Source organism: Curtobacterium sp. TC1, from assembly GCF_019844075.1.
Classification (GTDB): domain Bacteria; phylum Actinomycetota; class Actinomycetes; order Actinomycetales; family Microbacteriaceae; genus Curtobacterium.
Genome location: NZ_CP081964.1, coordinates 1,557,924 through 1,571,191 on the forward strand (window position 1 = coordinate 1,557,924; position 13,268 = coordinate 1,571,191).

Genomic DNA, 13,268 nt, shown 5'->3' on the forward strand with positions numbered 1-13,268 from the left:
AGCACTCGCTTGAACCGTTCGACATAGGCGGCGAGGATGCCACCCGCCAGACCACCAAGCACACCGCCCTGCCCGGGCGCCAAGGTCTCGCCGAACACGGTGACGTTCGCGACGCCGGCCGCGACGATGATGCCGCCGACCGCACCGCCGAGGATGGGCGTGCCGCCGAACTCCTTCGCGGCGTTCATCCCGACGAACACGGCGAGCAGCGACAGGAACTCGCTGGACAGCACACCGAGGAACGGCGTCACCCCGGGCACCCACCCGAGGTTCGTCAGGATGCCGTTGATCCCGGCGATGAGCCCGCAGGCGATCAGCGCGGGGATGAGCGGGATGAAGATCGCGGAGATCTTCCGGATCGCGCGCATGGTGCGGCCATCGGAGCGAGACCGCGCGGAGGCCTTGATCGACGCGCCGCGAGCGGCGAGCTCCTCGGGCGACGCACCAGATCCGCCAGCCGCAGCCGCCGGGGCGGCCGCGCGCAGGGCCTCCAAGTCGTCGGCCACACGATCGACGAGACCCGGGCCGAGCACGATCTGCAAGTTGGAGCCGGCGGCGATGGCGGCCATGACGCCGTCGGTGGCCTGCAGCGCAGGCAGGTCGACCGACGCGGGAGACGAAACCTCGACCCGGAGCCGGGTCATGCAGTTCTCGACGTCGGCGATGTTCGCGGAGCCACCGACGGAGTCGAGGATCTGCTGGGCGAGTTGCTGTGCATCGGGCATGGGGTGCTCCTCGGGGGAAAGGAAACGAACGGAGGAAAGGCAGAACGGGTCAGGAGATGACGGCGCGCAGGGAACCATCGGCAGCGACGAGGCGCTCACGGGCGTCAGGAGCAGATGCGCCGGTGAGGATGACGGCGATGGCGGTCTTCACCTCGCCGTCGGCTTCGGACAACGCAGACGAAACGATCGAGTCGGAAGCGCCGGTGACGTCCTGCACGAGCGAGAACGCCCGCGCGACGAGCTTCGCGTTCGTGGCCCGCACGTCGACCATGCGGTTGCCGTAGGTCTTGTGGCTGCGCACCATCGCGAGCGTGGTGAGCATGTTGAGCACGAGCTTCTGCGCGGTGCCCGCCTTCAGGCGGGTCGAGCCGGCGATGAACTCGGGGCCGACGACGACGTCGATGGCGATGTCCGCCTCCCGCCCCGCGGCCGAGTCGGGGTTGCACGCGACGGAGACCGACAGGGCGGAGCGGCGCCGGGCCTCCAGGATGGCTGCGATCACGTAGGGCGTCCTGCCGGACGCGCTGATCCCGACGACCACGTCGTCGGCCGTCAGGCCGAGCGCGTCGAGGTCGCGGACGGCCGCTGCTTCGTCGTCCTCCGCGCCCTCGACGGCGGTGGTCAGGGCGACGTCGCCGCCGGCGATGAGCCCCACCACCTGGCTCGGGTCGGTGCCGAAGGTGGGCGGGCACTCGCTGGCGTCGAGGACGCCGAGTCGGCCCGGCGTGCCGGCGCCGACGTAGACGAGTCGGCCGCCGCGCGCGAACGCTGCGGCGATCGAGTCTGCCGCCAGGGCGATGGCCGGGAGGCACGGCTCCAGTGCCGCAGGCACGCTGCGGTCGCCGGCGTTCATGCGCTGGGCAGCTTCCAGCGTGGAGATCGTGTCGATGTCGTCCAGCGAGTGGTCGGTCGCCTCGGTGGTGAGGGCGGCGAGTTCGTCGCGGAGGGCGTCGTGGGTGTGGGTCATGGTGGTGCTCAGTTCCGGTGGTGGGTGCGGACGGCGTCACGGCTGCGGGCGAGGAGCGGCTGGGACCGCTCGTCGGTGCGCTGCGCGACGACGATGAAGAGGGCGTCGACGATGGCGAGTTGGCTCATGCGGCTGCCCATGGCTGCGGGGCGGAGGGCGCTCTCGGCACCGGCGACGCCGAGCAGGACGTGGTGGGCCGCGGTGGCGAGCGGGGCGTTGGCGTGGCCGGTGATCGCGACGATCGTCGACCGCTGGGCTGCGGCGGCGTGGGCGACCTCGAGCGTCTCGGTGGTGGAGCCCGAGTGGCTGACGAGCACCAGGACGTCGTGCTCGCCGATGACGCTCGCGAGGGTCAGGGCGTTGTGCGGGTCGTCGGCGATCGAGCTCACGATGCCGATGCGTTCGAGCTTGAGGTGGAGGTCACGGGCGACGATGCCGCTCGCGCCGACGCCGTACAGGACGACGCGGCGGGCTTCGCTCACGGCTGCGGCCGCTGCGTCGAGCGCGTGCGGGTCGAGCGCGGCACGGGTATCGGCCATCACGGCGCGGACGTCCTCGGTGACCTTCGCGATCACGGTGACGACGTCGTCGTCGACGGCGACCCCTGCGTGGATCTCGGTGTGCTCGCGCTCGTGGATGCCGCGTTCGACGGCCCGGGTCATGCTGCGCTGCAGGCCGGCGAAGTTCGCGAAGCCGAGGTGCTGGGCGAAGCGGGAGACCGTGGCGGGGGAGACGCCCGCGCGGCCGGCGAGTTCGGCGGCGTTCGTGGTGGCTGCGGCTGCCGGGTCCTCGAGGACGGCGTCGGCGATGGCGCGCATGCTCGACGGCATCGTGGCCGACTGGGTGCGGACGAGGGCGAAGGCGTCGGCGCGCTCGACCCGGTCGGCTCGCTCTGACCGCTCTGACCGCTCGGTGATCGTCATTCCGCTATGAAAGCGTCTTTCGTGCGCGAGCGCCAGCGGTGAAAGTAAATTCCGTGTTACGGGTGGTGAGCGTGCCGGGACTGGCGGCGAGGCGCGGTGCGGTTCCGGTTCGCACAACCGGAGTCAGCTCGCGCCGCGGGATCGCGCGGCGCGGATGCGCTTTGGTTGTGCGGACGGCCGGACGGCCGGACGAACCGACGGACGGGTCTGGGGCCGGCGACCGGCCGGCTCCGTCATCCCCGCCGGTACCGCGTCGCAGGCTTCCCCGGCCCGTCCGCCCGCTTCGTGTCCGTCGCGACCAGCTTCGGCAGCATCGCTCGACGGAACGAGTCCGGCAGCAGGCGCTCGCCGAGAACTGCCTCGTGCAGCTGCCGCAACTCCGACATCGTGAACGGCTCGTCGAGCAGCCCGTGCGGATCCGGAGCATCGCTGTGGACGGACCGGAGCCGAGCGACCGCGAACTCGAGGATGTCGTCGTGTCCGTGCACCATCCCGCGCGCCTCGATCACCGGCGCGAGTCGCACCTGGGACTCGTCCACGTCCAGAGCATGAGCCGGCACCACGTCGAGGTGCGCCACCGACAGCACCCATCCGCGATCATCGCGCGCCGGGTCGTCGAACACGTGGAGCTGCTGCGGTGCGAGCCCCGTCACGCCCGCCTTCGTGGAGAGCGACCGCAACACCGCGTCCGCCAGCCGCTCGCCCTCGTGCACGAACGTCCCGGGGAGTCGCCAGTCGCACTCAGTGGCATCGCGCACTTGCACGACGGACAGTGGACTGCCCACGGGGACGGTCAGCACGGCGGTGTCCACGGCGACGGACGGTCGCGGGTAGTCCGTCAGTCGTCGGCCGCTCGCGTCGCGGTACTCGTCGGTCATGGTCGTGAGTTTACGCACACTTGCGTAAACGCGGCGGACGGTGCAGTCTCAGTTTTACGCAGTTCCGCGCAAACCCGATCCGGAGGTCCACATGACCACCCCGCAGATCCACGACCGAGCAGTCGGTGCCGTCCTCGGTTCCGCCGCCGGCGATGCCCTCGGCGCCGGGTACGAGTTCCGACCAGCAGTGCCCGAGCCGACCCCGATCACGATGACCGGCGGCGGCTCCTTCGGCTGGGCGCCGGGGGAGTGGACCGACGACACGAGCATGGCCGTTCCGATCCTCCGCACGGTCGCCCGCGGCGGCGACCCAGCGTCGGAGCCAGCTCTCGACGGCCTGGTGGCCGCCTGGGCAGCGTGGTCGGTCAACGCGCCCGACGTCGGCATCCAGACGCGCAACGTGTTGACCGGTCTGGAGGCGCGGATCGCCTCCGTCGCGCGGGCTGCGGCCCGACAGGAGCACGAGTTCAAGGGCCGCTCCGCCGGTAACGGGTCGCTCATGCGGACCGCACCGCTGGTGCTCGCCTACCTCCGCGGTGACGCCGGCGAAGAGGAGCGGCTCGCCTCGGCGGCTCGCGCGATCAGCGACCTGACGCACTACGAGTCCGACGCGGGGGACGCGTGCGTGCTCTGGTGCGTGGCGATCCGGCACGCGGTGCTGAACGGCGAACTCGACGTCCTGCGTGGGATCGACCTGCTTGACCTCGACCGGCGCCGACTGTGGGTGGACCGCATAGTCACGGCCGAGCACTCGGACCCCGTCGACTTCACGGAGTCGAACGGGTGGGTGGTGTCCGCGCTGCAGGCCGCCTACGCCGCGGTCAAGCTGAGCTCCTCGCTCGAGGACGCCCTGGTCCGTGCAGTGCGCACCGGCAACGACACCGACACCGTCGCCGCGATCGCCGGTGGCCTTGCCGGTGCGCTGTACGGGGCGTCGTCGTTGCCGGCCCAGTGGCGCGAACTGCTGCACGGCTGGCCGAACCTGCGCGCGGACGACCTCGTCGCGCTCAGTGAGCAGGCGCTCGCCATCTGACCGACCCGGCGTCGGAGGCTGCCGTGGGGGGAGCCTCCGCCGCCGCACAACCGGAGTCACCTTGAACCGCGGAATCGCGCGGCGCGAGGTGATTCCGGTTGTTCGCCGGGCGGCGGACGGAACCAGACCGACGGCGCGGGCGGCGGGGCGGAAGCGGGCTGGGCCTCCCGGTCGACCGCCGTCAGGCGATGCCGCGTCGCGGACGGAAGACGCCCGCACGGACCAGCCACACGTAGAGCAGGCAGCCGATGCAGACGTCGAAGACGGCGTTGAGGAACGCGGCGACCAGAGCGACGGCGGCGCCGATGGGGGCCGCGTAGGGCACGCCGAGCAGGGCGAGGAGCAGCGCGACCGCGGTGACGAACAGGCCGACCTGCTGGGCGAAGGTCGGGGGTTCCGGAGCCTCGAGTTCGGCGGGCGGGGCGAGGCGTGGGCGGACGAAGCGACGGAAGAGCGCGCCGTAGGGGTGGCGGCGGATGCCGGCGATGCCCCCGACTGCGAAGAGCGCCACGATGACGGCGAGCAGGACGATGCCGACGACCCACGTGGCGGGGATCAGCGTGAGGACGATCGTCGCGGCGAGGAGCACCGTCGTGACGGCGGCGCCGAAGCGTGGGGAGCGCGGGTCGATGCCGCGGGCGGTGTCGGGGGTGCTGGTCATCGGGACTCCTGTGGGCCGGTGAGGACGGTGTCGAGGGCTGCGGCGAGTTCCGGTGGGCGGGGTGGCCCTCCGAAGCGGGTGCGGACGGCGTGGGAACCGTCGACGAGCAGGACCGTGGGTGTCTGCAGGACGTTGAAGCGGGTGGCGAGGTGCGGGTGCTCGGTCAGGTCGATCTCGAGCCGAGTCACGCCGGCGTACTGCGCTGCGAGGCTGTCGAGCTGGCGGGCCGTCGCGGGGCAGCGCGCGCAGGTCGGCGTGGAGAACTGGACGAGGGTGGCGCGGGTGCCGAAGGCGGTCGACGGCGCGATGTCGGCGACGCTGCTGTCGGTACTGGCTTCCGTGTTCCGCGCGCGGCCAGTGCTTGCGCGCAGGAGCAGGCCGATCACGGTGGCGAGTGCGAGGACTCCCACCAGGACGGCGACGGCCACGATGACGGTCATGCCGTGACGGTACGTCGTTCCGGTGCGACGCAGGCGAACGTGACCCAACGTGACGGTCTCGGAGGAGCGCGGCGGGGTCGGCGGGGCTCGCGTTCAGAGCTCCGCTCGCCGGTCTCCGTCCCCGTGAACAGGCATACTGTTCAAGGGCCCGGCCCGGCCCCCGGCGCCGCTCGACGAACGTCCGTACGCCCCTGACGACGACGGCCACGCGCCGCCCGTACCGTGCTCAGACGCGGCGGAGCAGCCGGGCAACCGTGCCTTGCAGCACGAGGAGCAAGGCCCAGAGCAGACCGATGTTCGGGAACACCACCGACAGGATCAGGGCGAGCGACAGCAGGCCGGCAGCGATGAGCCCTCGCGCCGAGTCGCCCAGCGGTGTGGCGAGCAACTCTGGGTTCCGTCGGAGCACGAGTTCGATGCCGGTGAGGGCCAAGCTCGTCACGACCATGCTGCCGAGGTAGAGGGCGTGCGCCACGCGGTCGTCGTTCTCGCCGCTGTTGAGCAGGTTCGCGGCGAAGGGCAGGAACACGATGCTGATGAGCCACACGAAGTTCAGCTGCATGACCCGGGCGTTGTAGGAGCGGACGTGCTCGAACACCTGGTGGTGGAGGATCCAGAACCTCGAGATCAACCAGAACGTGATGAGGAACTCGAGCAGGGCGGGCCAGTGCGCTCTGAGCAGGTCGCCTGCGCCCTTGCCGTCGCGCAGGTCACTGGCGATGTCGACCAGCGGCAGGATCAGGAGCGTGATCGCGATGGCGACGGTGGCGTCCGAGAAGTTGACGAGTCGGTCGAGGCCGCGGTCCGTTCGAGCGTGCTCGGTCATGGCCCGAGTGTAGGAGCGCTCTGCCACCCGGCCCTAGCATCGCGGGTGTGAGCGACGACGTGACTCCTGGCCGGTACCGCCACTTCAAGGGCAACGACTACGAGGTGCAGCTCGTTGCCCGTGACGTCGAGACCGAGGAACCGGTCGTCGTCTACCAGGCGCTGTACGGCGAGCGGGGGCACTGGGTTCGCACGCTCGCTGACTTCACGGCGCACGTGACCCGCGACGGGTACGACGGGCCGCGGTTCGTGCCGGTACCGAGCGCGGACGAGCCGGATTTGTCATTTCAGTCACCACATTGATATACCTTGCAGCGGCAACCAGGGCGGTTGTCTGACTGAGAGGGGGGTGTGCAGTGCAGCACACCATGAAGCAAATGCTGGTCGTCGCCGCGGTCGCCGCGGTGGTCTCACCGTTGCTGGCAGCTGGCCCGGCGGTCGCGGCCGAACCTGACCCATCGTCGGCCGTTCCCGACAACGTGGTGGTCGACCCGACCTTCGACCCCGCGAACGCGACCCGGGTCGACGAGGACGGGAACTCGATCAGCCGGAAGAATCCCTGCCATGACCGCGCGTTCACGGCGATCCCGAAGATGCTCACGTCCGTGTCGGGGTGCAGCATCATCGGGTCGAGCACGAAGACGAAGGTCACGTACAGCTGGTACCGCGACCAAGGCCGGGTCGGGGTCTGCGTGTGGAGCAAGGGCTTCAACGCTCGTGCGCAGACGACGTGGACCGCGTCGGGATGCGGGACCGGTCGCCGTGGCGTGGTCATCAACTGGGGCAACGTTGCGGCATCGAAGCAGATCCGGGGAATGACTGCTTCGGGCGTCGCGGGCGTGCAGTGGGGCTGATCGCGACACGTCGGCGCAGGCGCTCGCTCATATGGGTGGGCGCTTGCGCCGTCGCGGTCGCCGCGACCGGGTGCGGCGCTCCCGACCCGACGACGACCCGAACGCCCCGGACCACCACAACCGTTCGCCCGGCGACGGAAAGCGCCCGGATCATCGAGACCGTTTCGCAGCAGCGTCTTGCCGATGTGCTCATTGCGGGGCTCCCCTGTGAGGACCGGGACGACTACCAGGACGACTTGACGTTCTGGGACTCGATGCGTGGCTACGACTGCGTGGACGCGGCCGACACGGTCTCCGTTCGTGTGTACGGCAGTAGCCGGTCCGTCGACCAAATCCTCCCGTCCTGGGCTGACGCTCTCGTGGACGGACGCGGAGCCCGGCGCGGCGTGAACTGGTTCGTCGTCGGACCGCGCGATCTGATCTCCCAGGTCGACCCGCCTCGCGAGGATCCCGAGGTGCGGTCGTCGTCGACATCCGCCCCTGCCCCGACGGCGCAGCAGGAGTTCCTGACCAACTGCTCCCAGTACACGTTCGACGAGGCCGTCCGCGCGATCCGCGGTGAGCGGGTAACGGAGACGGACGGTGCGTACTACGACCGGGCGTTCTCTGGCGTCGGCGAAGCCGTGCGAGCGTCGTTGGACCAGCGTGATCTCGCGCTCCTCCGTGCGGAGGACGACGAGGCGCGATGGCCATCGATGCTGTCCGAGCGCGGCCCCGCGTGGAAACAGGTGTGTCTGACAGCCATGTCACGGCACGACGACCTGCTCCGGTCTGGAGCGCGGGACTGATGCGCGTTGAGTCGATCGGACGAAGCGCCGGGGCGCTGGGGGCTCTCGGAGTGACGATCCAGGCGGCCGATGACTTCACCCGCATCTTCTTCGCGAGTCCGATGGCTGGCTCGTCCGCCGTGGTGGCGGGTGCGAGCATCGTGCTGCTGCTGATCGGGGGCGTGCTCAGCTGGCGTGGAGACCGGATCGTGTGCTGGACGCTCGGTGCCCTGGCTGTTCAGGTGGTTGGTCGCATGGCTGTCGATGTGGAACCAGAGGCCGTGTACTGGTCGGTGTCGGTTGCGCACATGCTTGGGCCGGTCCTCGCGCTCGCCATCGGCGTGGTGATCGCCCGTCGGGCCGGTTCCACGGCACTGCGGCGTCTCGGGTGCATCATCGGGATCGCCGCGGGCTGCTGGACGCTCGCGAGTTGGACGCAGGTACCGTTGCTGCTCGTTCCGCTGACGCGCGCCGTCACGGACGGCTGTCTGCTCGCCGTGGTCGCTTGGCCTGCCGTCCTTGAGGCCGGTCGGCTGGCGCGCCGCCTTTGGGACTCCGCGGAGGTGCGCTGACGCCGGCCGCCGCCGTCTGACCGCGCGCGGCGCCGGTGTCGGCGGGCGGCCCTAGGCTCGCAGGGCACCAGAGAGACGGGGGAACGCATGCAGATCGGCGTCGACGGGCACGTGCTGCTCAGCCCGAGCGACCTCAGCACGTGGTCGGCCTGCGAGTGGGCGTTCCTGCGCCGGCTCGACGTCAAGCTCGGTCGCGGGGAACCCCTGCCCGAAGCACACGACGACATGCTCGAGCGCACCGCCCGGCTGGGGGACCAGCACGAACTCGACTACCTCGACATCCTCAAGCAGACCCGCGACGTCGTCGAGTTCGACCGCCCCGCCCCGCCGGACTACGCACACGCCGCAGCCGAAGCGCGACAGGCCTTCGCCGACGGCGCAGACGTCCTGTACCAACCGACGTTCCACGCGGCACCCTCGACGGAGACCCCGGGCTTCATCGGGTTCGCGGACTTCATCATCCGCAACGACCAGGGCGAGTACGAGGTCTACGACACCAAGCTCGCCCGGCACGCCAAGATCAGCGCCCTGCTGCAGCTCGCCGCCTATGCCGAGCAGATGCAGGCACACGGCATCCCGACCGGGCAGCAGGTGCACCTGGTGCTCGGCGACCGCACGACGACCACGCACGGCCTCGCCGACATCGCGCCGGTGTACCGCACGCAGCGCGCCGAACTGCAGCGGGTGATCGCCGAGCGCATCGCCGCCGACGAGCCGCTGCAGTGGGGTGACCCGCGCTACTCGTCGTGCGGCCGCTGCGACGTCTGCTCGACCCAGGTGGCCGAGCACCGCGACCTCGTCCTCGTCGCGGGCATGCGTCTGGATCAGCGGGCGAAGCTCATCAAGCACGAGGTGCGGACGATCGACGACCTGGCGGTCCGCACCCGGGCAGTGCCGGGCTTGTCCCGCGCGACGCAGGATCGGCTGGTGCGTCAGGCGAGCCTCCAGATCGAGACGGAGACCGCCCGACGGAACGGCGCCGACGGGCCGGACCAGCCCGCGAAGCCGCGCTTCGAGGTCCTCGATGCCCGCGCGCTCGACGCGATCCCGGCACCAGACCCGGGCGACGTCTTCTTCGACTTCGAGGGCGACCCGCTGCACACCGAGGACGGCGTGCACTGGGGCCTCGACTACCTGTTCGGCCTGGTCGACGACCGCGCGGAGTTCACCGCCTTCTGGGCGCACACGATCCGCGACGAGCGAGTTGCGCTGGAGCAGTTCCTCGCGTTCATCGAGGCCCGGCGGCAGCAGTACCCGGGCATGCACATCTACCACTACGCGGCCTACGAGCGGACGCACCTGCTGTCGCTCGCCGCGCGGCACGGCGTCGGTGAAGAGGCCGTCGACGACCTGCTGCGTGCCGGCGTCCTGGTCGACCTGTACCCGATCGTCCGCAAGGCCCTGATCGTCGGCAGCCACAGCTACTCGATCAAGAAGCTCGAGCCGCTGTACATGGGCGACGACCTGCGCGAGAGCGACGTCACGAACGCCGCCGACAGCATCACCGCCTACGTCGACGCCATCGAGGAGCTCCGGAACGGCGACCCCGCCGCCGGCCAGCACATGCTCGACGAGGTCGCCGACTACAACGCCTACGACTGCCGCTCGACCCTGCGCCTGCGCGATTGGCTCCGATCGCTGCGCACCGACGACCCGGACGCAGCCGACCCCGCGCTCGAACTCGAGCTCCCGCCGATCCCCGTCGAGCGAGAGCCGAACCCGGTGTACGTCGCGCTCGCGTCGCACCTGGAGGGTGTCGACGCCCTCGACCGCACGCCCGACGAGACCGCATTGGCGCTCGCCGCAGCCGCGATCGAATACCACCGGCGCGAGGCGAAGACCTTCTGGCAGGACCACTTCGACCGCCTGCGCAACCCGGTCGACGACTGGGCCGACACCCGCGACGTGCTCGTCGTGGAGCGTGCGTCCGTCGAGCGGGACTGGGACACGCTGCCGCGTGCCCGCTCGCAGTCGCGAGAACTCCGGTTGTCGGGGACGCTCGCGCCCGGTTCGCGGCTCCGGCCGGGAGGCACGCCCCACCTCGTCTACGACGACCCACTCCCGCCGTCGGTCGTGTCTCCGGGCCCCGGGTCGAAGGGCGCGTCGTCCCGCGCCGTGATCGTGGACGTGTGGGACGACGGCGATGCCGTCGAGGTGCTCGTGAAGGAGGGACTGCCCGTCGGAGCGGAGCCGCACCACGAGTTCCCGGTCGCGCTCGCACCGTCGGCTCCGCCCCGGGCGAAGCCGCAGCCCGAGGCGATCGCCGAGTGGGGGCAGCAGGTCCTCGACGAGCTGCCCTCGATGGTGGCGGACCCGGCCTTCGACCTGCTGCGCCGGGTGCCGCCGCGCGGTGCCATCGTGCCCGTGCAGGGCGACGACACGGTGTCCGCCGTGGTGTCGACGCTGCTCGGCCTCGACCACTCGTACCTGGCGATCCAGGGGCCTCCCGGCACCGGCAAGACCTACGTCGGCTCGAACGTCGTCGCACGGCTCGTCCGCGAGTACGGCTGGCGCGTCGGCGTCGTCGGGCAGTCCCACGCGACGTCGGAGAACTTCCTGTCGTCGGTCGTGAACGCCGGCGTCCCCGCGGACCGGGTCGTGAAGGTGCCGAAGTCCGGTGCGACCGAGGACGAGCTCGACGCCGCCGCGTGGACGCCCCTGAAGAACGGTGCCGCCGTCGCCGCGTTCCTGTCATCGTGCGAGGTGTCCGGCACCGGTGGCGTGGTCGGCGGGACCGCGTGGACGTTCGCGAACGCGTCGACGATCGAGCGCCGGTCCCTCGACCTGCTCGTCGTCGACGAGGCCGGGCAGTTCTCCCTCGCCCCGACCATCGCGTCCTCGATCGCCGCGACCCGACTCCTGCTGCTCGGCGACCCGCAGCAGCTCCCGCAGGTGTCCCAGGGCTCGCACCCGGAGCCCGTCGACGAGTCCGCGCTCGGCTGGCTCGCGGACGGCGAGCACGTCTTGCCACCGGAGTTCGGCTACTTCCTGGCCCGCACCCGGCGCATGGAGCCGGCGCTGACCGAGTCCGTGTCGGCGTTGTCCTACGACGGGCAGCTGGCGTCGATGGTCTCCGGTCGGCACCTCGACGGCATCGATGCCGGGGTGCACCCCGTGCCGGTCGTGCACGGGGGCAACACGACGTCCTCTGCTGAAGAGGCCGCACGGGTCGTCGCACTCGTCGTCGACGTCGTCGGCCGCACGTGGACCGACGGTTCCGAGACCCGCTCCCTGACCGACGAGGACGTCATCGTCGTCGCGCCGTACAACGCACAGGGCGCCCTGATCCGGCAGGAGCTCGACCGCGCGGGCTTCACCGGCACCCAGGTCGGCACGGTCGACCTGTTCCAGGGCCGCGAGGCCGTGGTGTCGATCGTGTCCCTGGCGGCATCGAGTGCGGCCGACATCCCGCGCGGCCTCGACTTCCTGCTCATGCCGAACCGGTTGAACGTCGCGATCTCGCGGGCGAAGTGGGCGGCCTACCTCGTGCACTCGCCGGCGCTCACCACGGGGCTGCCGCCGTCGATCGCGGGGCTGTCCCTGCTGTCCCGCTTCATCGAGCTCGTCGACCCGGCTCGCTGACCGAGGCGACGCGCCGAGTCCTCTAGGCTGCAGACGGCCGAGGGGGCCAGGGGAGCGGGGGGCGATGTCTGCAGGATCGCAAGGATCACTGCCGGCCGGGGGACCAGCGCCGGACACGGTCGCGGCACCGAAGCCGAACGTGGCTCGGACGGTTGACCTCGTCGTCACCGTCGCCCTGTTCGTGGTCATCGCGATGCTCAGCGGCTTCGCGGTGCTGTTCGGCTGGGTCCTCGGGACGATGTCGCAGTACGGGTGTGACTGGGAGTCCTCGACGCGCGTGTGCAACCGGTCCATGGGCATGCAGACCGCAGTGGTCGAGGCGATCGTCGTGGTCTTCGTGTGCACGGCGGGCGGAGTGCTCGCGGCGAAGGTCCGTCGGAAGCGGCCGCTCGGGTGGCTCGTCGCGCTCGGGACGGCTGCGGCGGTAGCGATCGCGATCGCACTGACGCTTGCGGTGATGGGGGCGGCGTCGGGTTCCTGACGCCCGCTTGACGGTTTCGGTTCACGAACCCCGAGGATCGCGAACCAGAACCGTCACCCAGCGGAAATGCCTCGCACTCGCCCCGGAGCGGGCGGTCAGACGGAGCGGGCGGTCAGACGGAGCGGGTCACTCGTCGTTGGTCGGGACGCCGCTCTGCATCTGCGCCCGCATCTCGGCGAGGACATCGGCGTGCAGGAAGTTCGCTTCGGCAGCGCTCGTCGGGTCGACCACGATCCCGAACTCCTCGGGCAGCGCGGACACGAGCTCGGACATCGGAACCGGACGGCCCTCGGCGTCGGGCAGGCCGGCGGCGAGTTCGTCCGGGTCGGTGAAGACGGGCACGAACGGCTTGTCACGGATCATGACGTGAGCGACACTGCCGGCCTCCGGACCGCCCGCCGGCTTCCAGGGGACCCACGCCGCACTCCGCAGGAAGCCCGCTGGCGAGGCTGCCATCCGGCGGCGGAGTTCGGCGGCCGCGGTCGGCGGGGCCTTGTCGACGCCTCGGCCGAAGGCTGATCCGTTGGTCTCATTGGTGCTCACGCCAGCCATGCTGTCAC

Annotated in this window: 14 protein-coding genes and 1 pseudogene; 7 read left to right on the plus strand and 8 right to left on the minus strand. The window is 70.8% G+C overall.

Annotation, left to right across the window (positions count from 1 at the left end; genetic code table 11):
- Window positions 1–26 precede the first annotated feature (26 nt).
- The 4 genes and pseudogenes from KZI27_RS20445 to KZI27_RS08500 all read right to left on the minus strand — a co-directional run.
- Window positions 27–803: pseudogene (locus tag KZI27_RS20445) on the minus strand (PTS transporter subunit EIIB); the annotation flags it as partial.
- Window positions 775–1,692: an N-acetylmuramic acid 6-phosphate etherase gene (murQ, locus tag KZI27_RS08490; RefSeq protein WP_222660574.1), complete on the minus strand. Its 918-nt coding sequence runs from the start codon at window positions 1,690–1,692 to the stop codon at window positions 775–777. The pseudogene KZI27_RS20445 and the gene murQ, both read right to left, overlap by 29 nt.
- 8 nt (window positions 1,693–1,700) lie before the next feature.
- Window positions 1,701–2,615 (minus strand): MurR/RpiR family transcriptional regulator, encoded by a 915-nt coding sequence (locus tag KZI27_RS08495; RefSeq protein WP_222660575.1) that lies wholly within the window; start codon window positions 2,613–2,615, stop codon window positions 1,701–1,703.
- 233 nt (window positions 2,616–2,848) lie between these two features.
- A complete protein-coding gene (locus KZI27_RS08500; RefSeq protein WP_222660576.1) occupies window positions 2,849–3,493 on the minus strand; it encodes an NUDIX hydrolase in 645 nt (214 codons plus the stop codon).
- 91 nt (window positions 3,494–3,584) lie between these two features.
- Between KZI27_RS08500 and KZI27_RS08505 the strand changes: the two genes are divergently transcribed.
- The gene (locus tag KZI27_RS08505; RefSeq protein ID WP_222660577.1) at window positions 3,585–4,526 is read left to right on the plus strand and encodes an ADP-ribosylglycohydrolase family protein; all 942 of its coding nucleotides are present in this window, start codon (window positions 3,585–3,587) and stop codon (window positions 4,524–4,526) included.
- Window positions 4,527–4,707: 181 nt separating this feature from the next.
- On the opposite strand, the gene KZI27_RS08510 is transcribed toward KZI27_RS08505, so the two are convergent.
- The 3 genes from KZI27_RS08510 to KZI27_RS08520 form a co-directional block, all read right to left on the minus strand.
- Complete coding sequence (locus KZI27_RS08510; protein WP_222660578.1) at window positions 4,708–5,187, minus strand: DUF4395 domain-containing protein; 480 nt, start codon at window positions 5,185–5,187, stop codon at window positions 4,708–4,710.
- Complete coding sequence (locus KZI27_RS08515; protein WP_222660579.1) at window positions 5,184–5,627, minus strand: thioredoxin family protein; 444 nt, start codon at window positions 5,625–5,627, stop codon at window positions 5,184–5,186. Before KZI27_RS08515 ends, KZI27_RS08510 begins: the two co-directional genes overlap by 4 nt.
- Before the next feature lie 226 nt (window positions 5,628–5,853).
- Complete coding sequence (locus tag KZI27_RS08520) at window positions 5,854–6,453, minus strand: TMEM175 family protein (protein WP_222660580.1); 600 nt, start codon at window positions 6,451–6,453, stop codon at window positions 5,854–5,856.
- A 47-nt stretch (window positions 6,454–6,500) separates the two neighbouring features.
- Here KZI27_RS08520 and KZI27_RS08525 point away from each other — a divergent pair, with 47 nt between their 5' ends.
- From KZI27_RS08525 to KZI27_RS08550, 6 genes are all read left to right on the plus strand, one after another.
- Window positions 6,501–6,755: a DUF1653 domain-containing protein gene (locus KZI27_RS08525; RefSeq protein ID WP_261784186.1), complete on the plus strand. Its 255-nt coding sequence runs from the start codon at window positions 6,501–6,503 to the stop codon at window positions 6,753–6,755.
- Between the two features lie 53 nt (window positions 6,756–6,808).
- Window positions 6,809–7,306, plus strand: coding sequence for a hypothetical protein (locus KZI27_RS08530; RefSeq protein ID WP_222660581.1), 498 nt, complete (start codon window positions 6,809–6,811; stop codon window positions 7,304–7,306).
- Complete coding sequence (locus tag KZI27_RS08535) at window positions 7,297–8,094, plus strand: hypothetical protein (RefSeq protein ID WP_222660582.1); 798 nt, start codon at window positions 7,297–7,299, stop codon at window positions 8,092–8,094. Before KZI27_RS08530 ends, KZI27_RS08535 begins: the two co-directional genes overlap by 10 nt.
- Before the next feature lie 50 nt (window positions 8,095–8,144).
- A complete protein-coding gene (locus KZI27_RS08540; RefSeq protein ID WP_222660583.1) occupies window positions 8,145–8,645 on the plus strand; it encodes a hypothetical protein in 501 nt (166 codons plus the stop codon).
- Between the two features lie 87 nt (window positions 8,646–8,732).
- The gene (locus KZI27_RS08545) at window positions 8,733–12,227 is read left to right on the plus strand and encodes a TM0106 family RecB-like putative nuclease (RefSeq protein ID WP_222660584.1); all 3,495 of its coding nucleotides are present in this window, start codon (window positions 8,733–8,735) and stop codon (window positions 12,225–12,227) included.
- A 64-nt stretch (window positions 12,228–12,291) separates the two neighbouring features.
- Window positions 12,292–12,708, plus strand: coding sequence for a hypothetical protein (locus KZI27_RS08550; protein ID WP_222660586.1), 417 nt, complete (start codon window positions 12,292–12,294; stop codon window positions 12,706–12,708).
- 126 nt (window positions 12,709–12,834) lie between these two features.
- Here KZI27_RS08550 and KZI27_RS08555 read toward each other — a convergent pair whose 3' ends face one another.
- Window positions 12,835–13,251: an SseB family protein gene (locus tag KZI27_RS08555; RefSeq protein WP_222660588.1), complete on the minus strand. Its 417-nt coding sequence runs from the start codon at window positions 13,249–13,251 to the stop codon at window positions 12,835–12,837.
- Between the last annotated feature and the right edge of the window lie 17 nt (window positions 13,252–13,268).